The sequence below is a fragment of the Pandoraea faecigallinarum genome (genome assembly GCF_001029105.3).
GTDB classification, from domain to species: domain Bacteria; phylum Pseudomonadota; class Gammaproteobacteria; order Burkholderiales; family Burkholderiaceae; genus Pandoraea; species Pandoraea faecigallinarum.
Map to the genome: position 1 here is coordinate 2,309,355 of NZ_CP011807.3, position 16,897 is coordinate 2,326,251.

A 16,897-nucleotide genomic window follows, 5' to 3' on the forward strand; every position below is an offset into this window, starting at 1 on the left:
CTGGAGCGGCCTTTTTCATGCTTCCGGAGTTGTCTCTCCGGGGGGGGGGGCCTGGCGCGACGTGGCCGCCCCCGGGGACGGCCGGCGATCAGAAATCCATCGTGGCGCTGGCGAGGAACGTGCGGGTCGAGCCCGGCAGCACGAAGCCGTTGTACGTGGTCGTCCAGTAATGCTTGTCCGTGACGTTGTTGATTGCGGCACGGAACACGACGGACTTGCCTGCGATACGCGCCGCATACTTCGCCGACAGATCGATGGTCGTGAACGCCGGAATCGACAGCGTGTTGGCCGCATCGACCTCCTGCTGGCCGGTCACCTTGACTCCTGCTGCCACGGTCAATCCGCGCACGAACGGCGTGTCGTACTCGACACGGCCGGTCACGACATAGCGCGGCGTCGCGTAGATGCGCTTGCCCGCGACACTCGGGTCGTCGACGTCCACGGCCTTCGTGTTAAGCAGCAATACGCCTCCCATCAATCGCCAGTCGCGGGCTACCCGCACCCAGCCGCTCGCGTCCAATCCCTGGAAGCGTTGCGTGCCGTCCTGAACGTAGAAGTTGGACTGGTTCGTGTACCCATAGCCGCGCTCCACGCGGAACAGCGCGAGATTCGCGCCCCACGACGTCTTGTCCGCCTTCCAGCCCACCTCGTACTGTTTGCTCTTGAGCGGACCGTAAGTCGTCGGATAGTTGACGTTGGTGATGCTGGCCGAGCCGCCCGGCTCCAGCGATTCGACATAGCTTGCGTAAGCCGTCGAGTCGTTGTCCGTCTTGTACATCAGGGCAAGCGTCGGGGTGACGGGCTTGGCTTTGTATGACATGCCCGTCTGAGCATAGATGTCGTAGAGATCGTCGTTGAACTGCGTGTAGCGCAGGCCGACGAGCGCGGACATTCGCGACGTGATACCTACGGTGTCGCTGGCGTAGACCGCGCGTTGCGAGATCTTTTCGCTGCGGTACGGCTGATAATCCAGCCCGATATCCTGATTCGGCAACAGCGACGGATTGTAGATATTGCTCGTGCCGAGCGATATGCCGTTGCCGCCCACCCCGTTATCGTTGAGCTTGACCTGGCTCTGGTAGGCCAGGCCGAACACCACGTCGTGCCTGAGCGGGCCGGTCTCGAACTTGCCCTGCACCATGGCATCCCACGCCTGATAGTAGTAAGCGGTCTTCCACTTGTACTGCGTGTCCGCATAGTCGCCGGCCGCGTTGAGTACCGACAGGAAGCTGTCGCCATTCAGTCGATTCTGACGGGCAAAGCGGTACTTGAAGTTTGCTTTCCAGCGGTCGTCGATGCGGTAGTCGAGGGCCGTGCCCGCGGTGAGGGCGTCGGTCTCGTAGTACGTGAAGGGCTGCGCCAGATTGCGGGCGACCTTGTTGGCGTCCGCCACCGCGCCAGCACCGGCGAAGTTCATGCCAAAGAGGGTGCCTGTGGTCTGGCGCTTCCAGTACGCGACATCCGCCGACCAGGTCAGGTCGGGCGTGATGCGAAAGTCGGTCGCGAGCGAGAGCGTTTTGCGTCGCACGTGGTTGTTCGGCTCGGCGGTATTGCCTTCTTCGTTCACGACGTTCAGGCGGTAGCCGAAGCGGTTGTCCGGTCCGAAGCGGCCGCCGAGGTCGAGCTTTTCGCTCCACACGTTGCTGGCTTCGTAGCCGACCGAAAACTGGCGCAGCGGCTCGTCCGTCGGACGTTTGAGGACATAGTTCACGATGCCGCCTGGCGCACCGAACCCGTACATGAAGCCGGACAGGCCCTTGAGCAATTCGACCTGCTCGAACGGTTCGAGCGGGATGTCGGCCTGCCAGGACACGAAGTTCTGGCCATCGATCTTGGTGCCGTCGAGCATGTCCACCCGCATGCCGCGCACGGCGAAGTACGAGTTCTCGTTGCGCTTGTTTTCCGAGAGCGTCGTGACGGCAGGATCCCACTTGAAGGCGTCCGTTGCGGTCTGCGCCATCTGGTTCTTGATCTGCTCGCTGTTCACGCCGATGACCGAGAATGGGGTGTCGACCGCACGACGCGTGCCGAGTGCGCCGCTCGAGACCCGTTCCACCTTCACATCGTCGTCGCGGCTACCCGACACCGTTGTTGCGGGCAGGGCGGCGGCGTCCTGCGTGCCCTGCGGGCGTGGCTGCGCGTCCGGAGCCTTCGGGGCCTGTTGTGCCTGAGGTGACTGCTGTGCGTGAGCGGCGCCGCAGGCGAGCGTCAGCGTGGCCGCACATAACGCGAAGACGCTGGCCACGGCGCGGGTGACGGACGAAGGTGTGAGGTCATGCGCAGCATACGGACGAACGAATCCGCGCCCCGCGAGCGGGCGGTCTTGCAACATCGGTAAATCTCCCTATTATTGACGCGACGTGTGCCGGCGCGTCTGTCCTGAACCAAATCTTCTTTTTATGTGGGGACTCGGTTGACGGCCGGATCGGCCGCCGCAGGCTAGCGCCACTAGCTTCGCGCCGGATTCGGCGGCTCGGGCAGCGCTTCGTCGATGTGGGCGTCGGTGTCGACGGTCTTGTTCGCCGTCTCGCCGACAGGCGACCGGCGCACGTGCGCGAGCGGATACGCCCAGACGCTGTTCGGATCGCCAAGACGGGCGCGACGCCACGTGGCCCGGGCGAACAGCGCGAAGATCGTGGTGCTCGCGAGTGCGGTCAGGTCGACACCGGCGAGCACCCAGTCGCCGTCGGCCATCGTGCGCACGAGGTGATCGGCGGTGAACATCGCATCGGCGGCCGGGATGGCAAGGCAGGCGAGCGCCGTGGCGATCAGCAAGCCGGTGGCGGCGACGGCCGGCGCGGTCATCGCGGCGAAGAGCATCGAGAGCGCGAGCGTGACGACAAAGACCGACAGGGCGGTGACATCCGGCGCGACGACCGCGCCGACGAACGCCACGGCAATGCCCAGACACGTGCCGAGAAAGACGCCGGCTGTGGCCTTCGCCATCCAGCGCAGGTTGGCGGGCTGGAGGGCTGCGTTGCGCTTGCGACGCGATTCGAGCCACAGCAGATTGCCGCTGTAGACGAGCACCGCGCCCATCACCCCGAGAATGAAGTAGACCCAGCGCATGACGTTGCCCGCAAAGTTACCGAAGTGCGCGCCATAGATCATGCTGAGCACGGCGTGATTCGCGTCGCGCACGCCCGGGCTATGCTGTCCGACGATTTCGCCGTCGTTCAGGCGCACGGCCACCGCGCCGAACACCCCCAGCGAATCGCTGGCTTCGCCGTACACTTCGGCCACGGCATCGGGCTTGCCGTAGCGAGACCATGCAACGGCTGTCGTCTCCATGCCGGGGGCGGCGTGTTCGGCGCGGGCAAGCACCGCCTGAAGGCTGAGCGGCTTACCGTCGACCGGGGTGACCTTCGCGGGCACCGCGCCGGTCATCTGCAAGAACTGCGGCGCCAACTTGTTCTCGAACGTCAGAACGTTGAACGCCATCATCAGCGGCAGGCTCAGGCACAGCAACGCGCCGGTCAGCGCAAAGACAATGTGAAACGGCAGGCTGAGCACGCCGATGGCATTGTGGGCGTCCTGCCAGAAACGCTTGAGGTTGCGTCCCGGGCGCAGCGCGAAGATGTCGCGCGTCACGCGCGGTAGATGGACGATCACGCCGGAGATGAGTGCCATGCCGTAAAACAGCGACACCACGCCCATCAGATACAGCCCGTAGGTCGGAATCGAGAGCGAATAGTGCAGCGCATTGACGGTGTTCGACAGACCCGGGCGAGCGTCGCCCGTGACCAGCGACGGTGCGCCTGCCTGCGCATTCCGGCGTAGCCGGGCCTGCATCCATTCGCCGTCAGGCTGTTGCCAATACGCAAACGGCACCGGCGAATGGCTGGGCAGCACGACTCCCATCTGCTCTCGCGCGGCCGGAAACTGCGCGCGCACCATTTCCGCGAGTTGCTCCGTCTGCGCGAGGGTGAGGGGCGCGTGGCGGGTGGCCGGTTGTTCCCAACGTTCGATTTCGTGATGGAATACGGTCAGCGCACCGCCGAGCATGGCGACGAACAGCGCGAAGCCGGCCACGATGCCGGCCCACGTATGGACGCTGAGGTATTGACGCAGAGTTTGAGCGCGCATCGCGGCGATCCTTACCAGACGGCGCGCGCGAGCAGCAGCGCGACCCAGGCGACAACGGTAGTGGCGCCAATGCCGATCCATGCGCGTGCCGCGGTGCGGCTCGCGTAGACAACGGCGAACAGGCCCAGCCATACCAGCGGGAAGAGGGCGATGACGGGAACGGCGGCCGTTTGCCAGCCAGCCGGCGTCATGTAGGCGATGGCACCGCATAGCGCCATGGCAGCGAAGAAACCGGGCACCAGACCCGCGAACGTTCTACTCCACATGGGCGTCTCCACGCAGCCAATGCCAGCCGCCAGCGGCGTACGGCCAGAAGAGCAGCCCGAAGCATAACGACATGAAGGCCGACGCGATGCCCGCCGACGGACCGGCGGCCATCCACCAGCAAATCAGGCTGACGACGGCGGCAACCAGCGCAAGCGTGCGCGCAGGCTGGGCGGCGAGGCGCCGGGCGAGCAACCGCTGATGTTCCGAGGTGAGATAGCAGGCCCCGCCTGCCAGCCATGCCAGTGCAATGGCCAATGCGATCAACATGCGCGTGAGTCGTGAAAATGGATGTCGGCTGTCGTCGGCGAAACGTAAACAAACGCAAACGTTAACGAAAACGATTCGCATTTATATCATGATTCGGACAATTCCTGAAAGAATCCGTCCAAATCCGATATCTCGGCGGTGACGTGGCGTACGGACAACGATGCGCGAAGGCTCGTCGTCCGTCGGGTTTGCCGATGTGGTGTCGGGAAGGGCGTGGCCGACGTGGCGTCTACGACGCGCGGGCCGCGTCGGCGCCCAGACTGCTGGCCGGCAGCGGTCCCCGGAACTGACGAAGCACGGCGCGCCAGTATGGGATCACGGGGCCGTGCGCCGGCTGCGCCGCATCGATTTCCGGCAGCAAATGCCATGGCGCTGTCGGGTACTGGTGATGTACCTGATGCAAATGATGATTGAGCACGAGCAGTCGTCCGAGCGCCGACGCCCGGAAGTTGCGCGAGCGGGCCGGCTCGTCCATCGTCACGCCGAAGTGCGGCAGGTTGTCGGCAATCGATAGCCAGATGCCTCGGGCGGCAAACGCCGCGACGAATACCGGCCACCAGGGGCCATATGTCCACAACGCCAGACCGAAGGCGGCGAGCAGGACGAGAAAATCGCGCTGAATCCGGCGGCGGCGCACCGGATCGGTAGCAAACATGACAGCGCGGCGACGTACGTCGTCATCCTGCGGATCGGCACCGAGCGCGCTGAGCGCAAGGGCGGGCAGATGCCGGGCCGGAATCCACGTGATCAGCGGGGCAAAGACTTCGGTGAGCCACATGCCACCGAGCAGACGCGCCTGATAGCCCAACCAGCGCCCGGCACGCGAGGCGAAGGACGCGTCGGCCGGTAGCGTGCAAATGTCGGGGCGGTCGTACGGCTGACGCGTGAAGCGATGGTGCATCAGATGTCCGAACCGCATGATCTCGTAGGGCAGGCCGAGCAGCAGGGAAAGGGCGCGGCCGGTGCGCTCGTTGGCGCGGGGCTTGAGGCGCAACTGTCCGTGAATGGATTCGTGGATCAGCCCCCAGTGCATCGGCGTGAGCAGCAGCACAGGCAGCAACGTCAGGGACGCGACTTCGCCCCATTGGCGCAACGCCCACCCGAGGCCCAGCCACTGCCAAAGTCCGGTGAGGCTCGTCAGGCCGACCAGCCAGGGATTCCAGTGCGACGGCCTGGCGTGACGCCACAGGGCGGGCGACGGCATTGCGTCGCTGGTGAGTGTCGCGCCGGCCGATGGCATGTCCGCAGAGGCGGGTGTGGGGGACGCGGCGTCGATCTCGGCCGGGGGCGCAACGACGTTCTCCATGGGGTCTCCGTGATGTAACGTGACTGAAAGCAACGTACAACGTAATAACGCGAGGGCAGTGCCGGTGGCATCTTGCGTATTTTCGGAGAGCGCCCGGCACGTGGCGAAGAGAGTGTATGCCGTGCGCCGGGAAGAGAATATGTCAATCGTGTTGCAGCGCCTTACTTTCGTGGCATTTCCGCCATATTGCCACCCTGTGTCAGGGCACGACGGATTGTCCGCCATCGAGTTGCTCATCGAGACTGCGCAACTGGGCGGTGCCCGACGCCGTCAGGTGGGCGAGCTGCACGCCGCGCTTGCTATCGTCTAGCGCGACCCATCCGGCGTCGGTCAGTACGCTCAGGTAACGCAGCAAAGTACTCATGGGCAACGCGCTGCGCTTTGCAAGACGCGGGAGCGACATCGCTTCGCGGCCTTCGCGTTGCCCGTCGCCCAGCGCTTGCAGCAGTCGCGCGAGGTCCTGCACCGCTTGCCCCGGATCGTCGTCATGGCGTGCGACGCCGGCTCGCGCGTCATCCAACGCGGCGCTCCAGCAACACCGGGATCGACTTGGACGTCGGCGTGCCTGCGCCGTCGGCAACGGCGTCGAGCGGCACGAGGCCGTTGGTTTCGGGGTAATAAGCGGCAATGCTGCCGCGCGGAATGTCGTAGGCGACGACAAGAAAGTCGTTGGCACGACGCGCAATCCCATCGTGCCAGACACCGACGATGTCGACGCGCTCACCGGCACGAATGCCGATGGCATCGAGATCCTCGAGGTTGGCAAAGACGACGCGTCGCTGTCCGAACACGCCGCGATAGCGGTCGTTGAGGCCGTAAATCGTGGTGTTGTACTGGTCGTGCGAGCGAATCGTGGCGAGTTGCAGCACGTCGGCGCCGCGTTCGCCGGCCAGCTTGCGCGCCACGTCGACAGGCCGCTCGCCGGGCAGCGCGTGCGTGGTGAAGTTGGCGCGTCCATTGGCGGTCATCCACCGGCGCTCCGAGGGCGGGACCGGAAGGCGGAAACCGCCGGGGCGGCGTACGCGGCGATTGAATCCGGCGAAGTCCTCGAACGTGGCGGCGATGGCGTCGCGAATGCGGTCGTAGTCTTCGGTGTACCAGTGCCAGTCGGCATGCCCGGCGACGCCGCGCCCCATCGTGGCTTGCGCGATGCCGGCGACGATGGCCGGTTCCGAGCGCAAATGCTCGGAGGCCGGCGCGTTGATGCCATACGACAGGTGCACCATGCTCATCGAGTCTTCGACCGTCACTCCCTGCACGACGCCATTCTGCATGTCGATCTCGGTGCGCCCGAGGCACGGCAGAATCAACGCATCGCGTCCGTGCACGAGGTGGCTGCGGTTGAGTTTCGTCGCAACGTGCACCGTAAGCTCGCACTGACGCAGACCCTGCCAGGTGCGCGGCGTATCGGGCGTAGCCATCGCGAAGTTGCCGCCCATGCCGATGAAGACCTTGATGCGTCCATCGAGCATCGCCGAGATCGTGTCGACGACGCCAAGACCCTCGCGGCGAGGCGGGGCGAAGCCGAACACTTCGGCGATCCGGTCGAGAAAGGCGGCGGATGGCTTTTCGTTGATGCCGACGGTGCGATCGCCCTGTACGTTGCTATGACCGCGCACCGGGCACAGACCGGCGCCCGGGCGGCCGATGTTGCCGCGCAGAAGCATCAGGTTGACGATCATCTGGATGGTCGCCACGGCTTGCTTGTGTTGTGTAATGCCCATGCCCCACGTCGCGATGACGCGCTCGCCGCGCAGATAGATGTCCGCGATCCGACACATTTGCGCCCGCGATACGCCGGACGCGCGTTCGAGTGCGTCCCAGCGTTCGGCGCGCACGTCGGCGGCGAAGTCGTCGAAACCATGCGTGTGCTCCGCGATGAAGGCGTCGTCGAGCAGGGCGGCGTCGCCGCGGGCACGGGCCTCGGCGTCACGTTCGAGCACGTGCTTGATGACGCCTTTCACGAACGCGAAATCGCCCCCGCCGGCCGGGGTGACATAGTGTGCGCTGATTGGCGTGGCGCCCATGCTCAGCATTTCGCCCGGGCGCTGCGGGTCGGCGAAGCGTTCCAGTCCACGCTCGTGCAGCAGGTTGATGGAGACGATGGTGGCGCCGCGCTTCGCAGCTTCGCGAAGTTCGCCCAGCATGCGCGGATGATTGGTGCCCGGGTTTTGTCCGAAGAGCAACAGCGTATCCGCCTGCTCGAAATCTTCCAGCGTGACGGTGCCTTTGCCGAGGCCCACGACGGGCGGCAGGCCGACGCTGGTGGGCTCATGGCACATATTCGAGCAGTCCGGGAAGTTGTTCGTGCCGTACTGACGTACGAACAGCTGGTACAGGAAGGCGGCTTCGTTGCTGGTGCGTCCGGACGTATAAAACGCGGCCTGATCCGGATCGGGCAGGGCGCGCAAGCGCTCGCCGATCATGGCGAAGGCGGCGTCCCAGGCAATTGGAAGGTACCGGTCGGTGGCGGCGTCGTAACGCATAGGATGCGTGAGACGGCCATAGCCTTCGAGCGTGTAATCGTCGAGTTCGAGCAACTCGGTCACGGTGCGCGTGGCGAAAAACTCAGGGGTGACGCGTCGCCGGGTCGCCTCTGCCGCCACCGCCTTGGCGCCATTTTCGCAAAACTCGAAGGTCGACGCGTGCTCGCGGTCCGGCCACGCGCAGCCCGGGCAGTCGAAGCCGCTGGGCTGGTTTGCGCTGAGCAATGTGCGCGCGCCCTTGACCGGAATACCTTGGGTGACGAGTTGGATGGCGACGTTTTTGAGTGCGCCCCAACCGCCGGCGGGGCGGTCATACGGGGCAATTTTCGGGGCAGACATGACGTGTTCGGGCAGCAGTGACTGGCAAGCCGCACCAACTTCGGGGGAGTGTGGCCGCCAGGAGGGGTAACGGTTGACGTCAAATAGGCAAATTGGTGCATAATTGCGCAACGCTGTAGCTATGTTTTCGCGCAAATACCGATGCTGAAGTGCCCGTAAATTCGACGTTCACAGGCATCTTATCAGGCATTTGCATGGATTGATTTATGCAATGAATAGCATAAAGGTGGTTTCATGAAACGTATTTCCATTGCACCGCAACTGCGATTTCGTCACGACGGCAGCGATCTCCCGCTCGACAAGGTGCTGTCCTTGCTCACGGAAGTGCAGACACACGGCAATTTGCAGGCCGCCAGTCAAGTGCTAGGCCAGTCGTACCGCGGCGCGTGGGGGCACGTAAAAGAGGTGGAAGCGCTCATGGGCGCGCCGCTGTTGACGATGGCGCGCGGACGCGGCGCCGTACTCACCCCGCTGGCGCAACGTCTGCTCTGGGGGCAAAAACGTTTGCAGGCGCGGCTTGGTCCGCTGCTCGAGACGATGGCTTCCGAGTTGCAGACGGAACTTGACGATCTGCTGCTCAAGGAGACCGATCAACTGCGCCTGTTCGCCAGTCACGGACTGGCGGTGGCGGCGCTGGTCGATTTCGCCGGGCGCGCCGGATTGCCGATCGACGTGAGCTATCGTGGCAGCATCGAGGCGATTGCCGCGCTGGCGAAGCATGAGTGCGAGGTGGCGAGTTTTCACGTACCCATCGGCGCCCTCGCGGAGCCGGTGCTCGACCAATACGTGCCGTTGCTCAAGGGCAAGTCGTACCGCGTGGCCGATGTCGCGTCGCGACGCCTGGGCCTGCTCGTGGCGCGAGGCAATCCGCTCGGCATTCAGTCGCTCGCCGACCTGCCGCGCACCGGTGCGCGTTTCGCGAACCGTGAGCGTGGCTCGGGCACGCGCATCATCTTCGATCTGCTGCTCGCCCGTGATGGCATCGATCCGTCGACGGTCGCGGGCGCGGAGAACATCGAGTTCACGCACGCTGCCGTGGCAGCCTACATCGCCAGCGGGCGGGCGGACGCGGGTCTCGCGATCGAGGCGGCGGCGAGTCAGTTCGGACTCGACTTCATTCCCATCCTCACCGAGCGCTATTGCCTGATGTTTCCGGAAAGCGGCAGCGAATCGCCACACCTTCAGGCGCTGCTGGAAATCCTGCAAAGCGGTGAGTACCGGCAGGCAGTGCATGCCATTCCAGGCTACAGCGAGGGTGCGACGGGTAGGGTGACGTCGCTGTCGGAGGCGTTTCCGTCGCTGGGTTAATTTTCATATGCATGTCATTGCATATTTTGTGCATCGCAATTTTCTCCCGGAAAACCCCGGCCTGTCTGGCTTGGTGCGTGAATGGCATGTGGCTGCGCCCCCGAAGTTCGCTGATCGCGGCTATCGGTATTTCCACGAGGCTTGTTGTGCCGGGACGTTTGGACTAATGTCTAAAGCACTGAGCCCCCGAAAGATGTGTTGTCATCATATGCATTAATGAACATATGAGACGTCATCTTGCCCCAGGAGACAATTCGAGATGGTGTCCACACCTCATGCGACGCTCGCGCCGCTGCTGGCTCGCCACGCCGGCCGCGCAAACGAGCTGTTGCCGCTGCTGCATGCCTTGCAGGACCGCGAAGGCTATGTCGATCCGGCCCATGTGCCGGCCATCGCTGCCGCGCTGAATCTTTCCCGCGCCGAAGTCCATGGCGTCATCACGTTTTATCACCACTTTCGCAGTGCTCCGCCCGCGGCGACCGTGGTGCAGGTCTGCCGGGCCGAGGCATGCCGCAGCCGTGGCGGCGAAGCGCTCGTCGCCCATGTCGAGGCCTGTACCGGCGCGCATATCGACGGCGAGGCGAGCCACGGCGTGAGCGTCGAGTCGGTGTACTGCCTTGGGCAGTGCGCGCTGTCGCCTGCGGTGACCATCAACGGCGAGCTGCACGCGCGTGTCGGTCCGGCGCGTTTCGACGCATTGTTTGCCGATGCACGCGAGCAGGGCGGCCATGACTGAGACAAGCGAAATCATTCGGTCCGGCGCCTGCCGCATCTACATTCCCCGCGACTCGGCGGCGCTGGCGTTGGGCGCGGACCGGCTCGCGAGAGCGGTCGCGTCGGAGGCGGCCCGGCGCGGCATTGCCGTCGATATCGTTCGCAACGGTTCGCGCGGCCTGTTCTGGCTGGAGCCGCTGGTCGAAGTGCAGACACCCTCCGGGCGTATCGGTTACAGCAATGTGCAGGCGTCGCAGGTGAGCGCCATGTTCGACAGCGGTTGGCCCGCGTGCGCGACGCAGGATGGCGAACGGCCCATGCCCGCGACCGATCCCGACGGCAGTTGGCAGGCCGGCATGCCCGCCTGTGTCGGCCGGGTGGACGCGATTCCGTACCTCGCGAAGCAACAGCGGCTCACGTTCGCGCGCATCGGTGTGACCGACCCGCTGGATCCCGTCGATTACGAAGCGCATGGTGGTCTCGCCGGCCTGCGCGCCTGTCTCGCCCTCGACGCCGAAGCCGCGTGTCAGACTGTACTGGATTCGGGCCTTCGCGGACGTGGCGGCGCTGCCTTTCCCGCAGGCATCAAGTGGCGCACGGTCAGCCGCGCCGAAGCCAGACAGAAATACGTCGTCTGCAATGCGGACGAAGGCGACTCGGGCACATTCGCCGACCGGCTCATCATGGAGAGCGACCCGTTCGTGCTGATCGAAGGCGTGGTCATCGCCGCGCTGAGCGTCGGCGCGACCGAGGGCATCGTCTATGTGCGCAGCGAATACCCGCATGCGATCGCCGCGCTGGAGGCGGCGATCGACGTGGCGCGCCGCGAGGGGTGGCTGGGGCCGGATGTCCTGGGTTCCGGGCGGTGCTGCGAGTTGCGTGTGGCGAAGGCGGCGGGCGCTTATATCTGCGGCGAAGAGACCGCGTTGCTCGAGAGCCTCGAAGGCAAGCGTGGCGTCGTTCGCGCGAAACCGCCGATTCCGGCGCTGTCCGGCCTCTTCGGCCAGCCGACGCTCATCAACAATGTGATTACGCTCGCGAGTGTGCCGTTCATCTTTGCGCATGGCGCACAGACATATCGCGAGTTCGGCATGGGCCGCTCGCAAGGCACGCTGCCCGTGCAACTGGCGGGCAACATCCGTCGCGGCGGCCTGGTGGAGCTGGCTTTCGGCGTGACGTTGCGCACGTTGCTCGACGAGTTCGGCGGCGGCACGGCAAGCGGCCGTCCGGCGAAAGCCATACAGGTCGGCGGGCCGCTCGGGGCGTATCTGCCGCCCGCGCAATGGGATCTGCCGATGGACTACGAGGCATACGCTGCCGTGGGCGCGGTGGTCGGCCACGGCGGGGTCGTGGTGCACGACGACACCGCCGACATGGCGGGACTGGCGCGCTACGCCATGGCGTTTTGCGCACTCGAATCGTGCGGCAAATGTACGCCGTGCCGCATCGGTTCGACGCGGGGTGTCGAGGTGATCGAGCGCATTCAGCGCGGGGATACGTCCTCGCGTCAGGTGAGGCTCCTGCACGACCTCTGCGAGACGATGGTCTCGGGTTCGCTCTGTGCGATGGGCGGCATGACGCCGTTCCCCGTGCGTTCCGCGCTCGAACACTTCCCGGCGGACTTCGGTCTGCCCGCCGGCGCGGGACGCTGCGAAGCCGCGTGAGACCGGCGTGCCGGTTCGCCGCTGCGTCGCAAGGGGCAGCGCAGTAACACCATCGACATCGGTGAGAGCCGATACAGCCGATACATCGGACACGAACAGGAGGACGCACATGATCCATCCGAACTTGCAAGTTTCCCCGGGCCACGGTCCCGACATGGGCACGCCGCTGCGCACGAGCGAGGTGGACGTCACCCTGGAGATCGACGGCCAGACCGTGACGGTGCCGGCCGGCACGTCGATCATGCGTGCCGCGGCGGGCAATGACGTCAACATTCCCAAGCTGTGCGCCACCGACTCGCTCGAACCTTTCGGATCGTGCCGGCTGTGTCTGGTCGAGATCGAGGGGCGGCGCGGTTTCCCGGCGTCCTGTACAACGCCGGTCGAGCCGGGCATGAAAGTGCGCACGCAGTCGCCGAAGTTGCAGGATCTGCGGCGCAACGTGATGGAACTCTACATCTCCGACCACCCGCTCGACTGTCTGACGTGCGCGGCCAACGGTGACTGTGAACTGCAGGACATGGCGGGCGTCACGGGCTTGCGCGAAGTGCGCTACGGCTTCGATGGCGCTAACCACGTCCATAGCGCGAAGGACGAGTCGAATCCGTACTTCACATATGACCCGTCCAAGTGCATCGTGTGCAACCGCTGTGTTCGTGCGTGCGAGGAGACGCAGGGGACGTTTGCGCTGACCATCTCCGGCCGCGGCTTCGAAGCGCGCGTCTCGCCCGGGCAGGATGAGCCGTTCATGGACTCGGAGTGCGTGTCGTGCGGCGCGTGCGTGGCGGCCTGTCCGACGGCGACGTTGCAGGAAAAAAGCATCGTCGAGATGGGGCAACCGGAGCATGCGGTGGTGACGACGTGCGCGTATTGCGGCGTCGGCTGCGCCTTCAAGGCGGAGATGAAGGGCGGCGAAGTCGTGCGCATGACGCCGTACAAGGACGGTCTTGCGAATGAGGGGCATGCGTGCGTCAAGGGGCGCTTTGCCTGGGGATACGCCACGCACAAGGAGCGCATCACCAAGCCGATGATTCGCAGCAAGATCACCGATCCGTGGCGTGAAGTGACGTGGGACGAGGCGCTGGACTATGCGGCGTCGGAGTTCCGGCGTATTCAGGCGAGGTATGGTGTGGACGCCATCGGCGGCATTACGTCCTCGCGCTGCACGAACGAAGAGACGTATCTCGTGCAGAAGCTGGTGCGCGCCGCGTTCGGCAACAACAACGTCGATACCTGCGCGCGCGTGTGTCATTCGCCGACGGGGTACGGGCTCAAGCAGACGCTCGGCGAGTCCGCCGGAACGCAGACGTTCAAATCCATCGAGCATGCCGACGTTATTCTGGTGATGGGGGCGAACCCGTCGGACGGGCACCCCGTTTTTGCGTCACGGCTCAAGCGGCGGGTGCGTGAGGGCGCGAAGCTCATCGTGATCGACCCGCGCCGTATCGATATCGTCGACGGGCCGCACATCAAGGCGGCGTTCCACCTGCCATTGCGCCCCGGGACCAACGTGGCAATGGTCAATGCCCTCGCGCACGTGATCGTGACCGAAGGGCTGCTGGCCGAGTCGTTCATTGCCGAGCGCTGCGAAGACCGTGCGTTCGCGCAGTGGCGCGACTTCGTGGCGCTGGCGGAGAATTCGCCTGAAGCCGTGTCGGTCGTCACCGGCGTGCCGGCGGAACAGATTCGCGGCGCTGCGCGTCTGTATGCGACCGGCGGCAACGCGGCGATCTATTACGGGCTGGGGGTCACGGAGCACGCGCAGGGGTCGACCACGGTGATGGGCATCGCAAACCTCGCGATGGCCACGGGCAACGTGGGGCGCGAAGGCGTGGGCGTGAATCCGCTGCGTGGACAGAACAACGTGCAGGGCTCGTGCGATATGGGGTCGTTCCCGCACGAACTGCCGGGCTACCGGCATGTGGCCGATACGCTGGTGCGCGAGGCGTTCGAGGCCGCCTGGGGCGTGACGTTGCAGGCCGAGCCGGGGCTGCGTATCCCGAACATGTTCGACGCGGCGATTCACGGCAGCTTCAAGGGCCTCTACTGTCAGGGCGAGGACATTGTGCAGTCCGACCCCAACACGCAGCACGTGGCTGCCGCCATGGAGGCGATGGAGTGCATCGTCGTGCAGGACATCTTCCTGAACGAGACTGCCAAGTATGCTCACGTGCTGCTGCCGGGCACGACCTTCCTCGAAAAAGACGGCACGTTCACGAATGCCGAGCGCCGTATCTCGCGCGTGCGCCGCGTCATGGCGCCGCTGCCGGGCATGGCCGACTGGGAAGTGACGATTGCGCTGGCCAGCCGGCTGGGCTACGAGATGCCGTACTCGCATCCGTCGCAGATCATGGACGAAATCGCGCGGCTCACGCCGACTTTCCGTGGGGTGAGCTATAAGCGGCTGGACGAGGCGGGCAGTCTGCAATGGCCTTGCAACGACGAGGCCCCCGACGGTACGCCGATCATGCACGTCGACAGTTTTGTTCGTGGCAAGGGGCGTTTCATCATTACGCGCTACGTGCCGACGGACGAAAAGGTCACGCCGCGTTACCCACTGCTGCTCACCACGGGGCGTATCCTCTCGCAATACAATGTCGGAGCGCAGACGCGTCGCACGCACAACGTCCATTGGCACGACGAAGACCGGCTCGAAATCCACCCGCACGATGCGCAGGAGCGCGGCATCAAGGACAACGATTGGGTCGGCATCCGCAGCCGGGCAGGGGAGACGGTGCTGCGTGCGCTCATCAGTGACCGTATGCAGCCGGGCGTGGTGTACACGACGTTTCACTTCCCGGAATCGGGCGCGAATGTCATCACGACGGATAACTCGGACTGGGCGACCAACTGTCCGGAATACAAGGTAACGGCAGTGCAGGTCTTGCCGGTGGCGCAACCTTCGGCATGGCAGGACAAGTATTCGAAATTCAACCGCACGCAGCTCGAATTGCTCGATGCGGCCCGCAACCCCGCCGAGCCCGTGCCGGCCAGGTAGGGGAGCGAACATGCGAATGAAGTGGAGTTAGCGTTAGACGATGTCCAACCCTTTACGTGAATTGACGGGCGCGGGCGGTGCCGGCGGTCAGGCCGGCCCCCGCAATGGTCGCGCGGCTCGTGACGGTCGTGATCGCCCCGATCGTTCGGGCGAGGGCGACCCTGACAGTGGCGTGGCGGCGCCCGTTTGCGATGTGGCGCCTGCCGCCATCGACCCGGAGAGCCTGTCGCCGCACGCGGCGTTCGCGGTGCGGCGCTTCCGTCAGGGGGCATGGCAGCAGGCCGGGGATGAGTTGGCCGAGGAAGTGCCTGTCGCCCTGGAGTTCAACGGCATCTCCCACGTGGTGATGCTGGCGACGCCCGCCGACATCGAAGATTTCGCGCTCGGCTTCGCGCTGTCGGAGGGCATTCTGAACGACCGACGCGAGTGTTACGGGATCGACGTCTCGGCGACGTCGCTGGGCATTACCGCTCATCTCGAAATCGCTTCGCGGGCGTTCGCCGGGCTCAAGGAACGGCGCCGTAACCTCACGGGGCGTACCGGCTGCGGACTCTGCGGCACGGAGAGTCTCGATCAGGTCTTGCGTGCTCTGCCGTCGGCCGGGGAGCCGCTGCGTGTCACGCACGCCGCATTGGCGGCAGCCCATGCCGGTCTGGCCGCGCATCAGCCGCTCAACGGCGTGACGGGCGCGGTCCATGGCGCTGCGTGGTGTTCGCCACAGGGCGAAATCCTGTGTCTTCGCGAGGACGTCGGCCGTCATAACGCACTCGACAAACTCATCGGCGCATTGGCGCGCGAGGGGCAGGGGTTCGAGCGCGGCTTCGTGCTCATGACGAGCCGTGCGAGCGTCGAAATCGTGCAGAAGGCGGCGCAGGTCGGTATCCCGATGGTCGCGGCCGTCTCCGCGGCGACGGCATTGGCGGTGCGCACTGCCGAGGCTGCGGGCGTAGCGCTGGTGGGCTTCGTGCGCGGCGAGCAGTGCGTCATTTACACAGGCGGGGCGGCGCTCGACGCGCACGTCTGACGGCCCATTACATGCAGTGGCGGGAGATTCTTCGATGGACAGTAACAATCTCGTGCGGATGGCGAATCGCATCGCGGATTTCTTCGAATCGTTGCCCGATCGTGAGGAGGCGCTGGGAGAAATCGCCACGCATCTCCACAAGTTCTGGGATCCGCGCATGCGCATCCAGATTCTGGTCCTTGCCGACACGCCGGCCGCCGGCGAGATGCACGCGCTGGTGCGAGATGCGCTCGCGCGCCACCGCGCGCGACTCACGCCCGCGACCTGATTCGCTGCGGGTGACGGTTCCCACGGGTGTATCGCCAACGGATACGGTGGAGGGCGTAGGGGACGTAGGGGACGTAGGGGACGTAGGGGCGGGCGTAGGGAGTACGGGCCGGTGTTGCCGCCAAGGTACGCTGCTCGCGGTATAGTAGGGGTGTCGGTCGCGCATTGGCGCGG

At 65.2% G+C, this 16,897-nt stretch carries 13 protein-coding genes; 6 read left to right on the forward strand and 7 right to left on the reverse strand.

Going from position 1 to position 16,897, the window contains the following annotated elements:
- Positions 1-88: 88 nt before the first annotated feature.
- The 7 genes from AB870_RS10350 to AB870_RS10380 all read right to left on the reverse strand — a co-directional run bounded on the left by AB870_RS10350 (position 89) and on the right by AB870_RS10380 (position 8,751).
- On the reverse strand, positions 89-2,332 hold the full coding sequence (locus tag AB870_RS10350; protein ID WP_084663528.1) for a TonB-dependent siderophore receptor: 2,244 nt from the start codon (positions 2,330-2,332) through the stop codon (positions 89-91).
- Positions 2,333-2,448: 116 nt separating this feature from the next.
- Positions 2,449-4,086 (reverse strand): PepSY-associated TM helix domain-containing protein, encoded by a 1,638-nt coding sequence (locus AB870_RS10355; protein ID WP_053059656.1) that lies wholly within the window; start codon positions 4,084-4,086, stop codon positions 2,449-2,451.
- A gap of 11 nt (positions 4,087-4,097) precedes the next feature.
- Positions 4,098-4,352 (reverse strand): hypothetical protein, encoded by a 255-nt coding sequence (locus tag AB870_RS26760; protein ID WP_047907936.1) that lies wholly within the window; start codon positions 4,350-4,352, stop codon positions 4,098-4,100.
- A complete protein-coding gene (locus AB870_RS10365) occupies positions 4,342-4,620 on the reverse strand; it encodes a hypothetical protein (RefSeq protein ID WP_047907937.1) in 279 nt (92 codons plus the stop codon). Before AB870_RS10365 ends, AB870_RS26760 begins: the two co-directional genes overlap by 11 nt.
- A 229-nt stretch (positions 4,621-4,849) precedes the next feature.
- A complete protein-coding gene (locus tag AB870_RS10370) occupies positions 4,850-5,926 on the reverse strand; it encodes a fatty acid desaturase family protein (RefSeq protein WP_167362694.1) in 1,077 nt (358 codons plus the stop codon).
- 199 nt (positions 5,927-6,125) lie between these two features.
- Entirely contained in the window at positions 6,126-6,446 is a 321-nt protein-coding gene (locus AB870_RS10375) for a helix-turn-helix domain-containing protein (protein ID WP_047907938.1), read from the reverse strand.
- A complete protein-coding gene (locus AB870_RS10380; protein ID WP_047907939.1) occupies positions 6,439-8,751 on the reverse strand; it encodes an FdhF/YdeP family oxidoreductase in 2,313 nt (770 codons plus the stop codon). The genes AB870_RS10375 and AB870_RS10380 overlap by 8 nt, the downstream gene beginning before the upstream one ends.
- A gap of 234 nt (positions 8,752-8,985) precedes the next feature.
- Here AB870_RS10380 and AB870_RS10385 point away from each other — a divergent pair, with 234 nt between their 5' ends.
- The 6 genes from AB870_RS10385 to AB870_RS10410 all read left to right on the forward strand — a co-directional run bounded on the left by AB870_RS10385 (position 8,986) and on the right by AB870_RS10410 (position 16,724).
- On the forward strand, positions 8,986-10,059 hold the full coding sequence (locus AB870_RS10385) for a substrate-binding domain-containing protein (protein WP_047907940.1): 1,074 nt from the start codon (positions 8,986-8,988) through the stop codon (positions 10,057-10,059).
- Positions 10,060-10,318: 259 nt separating this feature from the next.
- A complete protein-coding gene (locus AB870_RS10390) occupies positions 10,319-10,795 on the forward strand; it encodes an NAD(P)H-dependent oxidoreductase subunit E (protein ID WP_047907941.1) in 477 nt (158 codons plus the stop codon).
- Entirely contained in the window at positions 10,788-12,437 is a 1,650-nt protein-coding gene (locus tag AB870_RS10395; protein WP_047907942.1) for a formate dehydrogenase beta subunit, read from the forward strand. Before AB870_RS10390 ends, AB870_RS10395 begins: the two co-directional genes overlap by 8 nt.
- Before the next feature lie 109 nt (positions 12,438-12,546).
- Positions 12,547-15,432 carry a formate dehydrogenase subunit alpha gene (gene fdhF, locus AB870_RS10400; protein WP_047907943.1) on the forward strand — a complete coding sequence of 962 codons (2,886 nt, stop codon included), beginning with the start codon at positions 12,547-12,549 and terminating at the stop codon, positions 15,430-15,432.
- 40 nt (positions 15,433-15,472) lie between these two features.
- Complete coding sequence (fdhD, locus tag AB870_RS10405; protein ID WP_237170092.1) at positions 15,473-16,456, forward strand: formate dehydrogenase accessory sulfurtransferase FdhD; 984 nt, start codon at positions 15,473-15,475, stop codon at positions 16,454-16,456.
- A 34-nt stretch (positions 16,457-16,490) separates the two neighbouring features.
- The gene (locus AB870_RS10410) at positions 16,491-16,724 is read left to right on the forward strand and encodes a formate dehydrogenase subunit delta (protein ID WP_047907944.1); all 234 of its coding nucleotides are present in this window, start codon (positions 16,491-16,493) and stop codon (positions 16,722-16,724) included.
- The last annotated feature ends 173 nt before the right edge of the window (positions 16,725-16,897 follow it).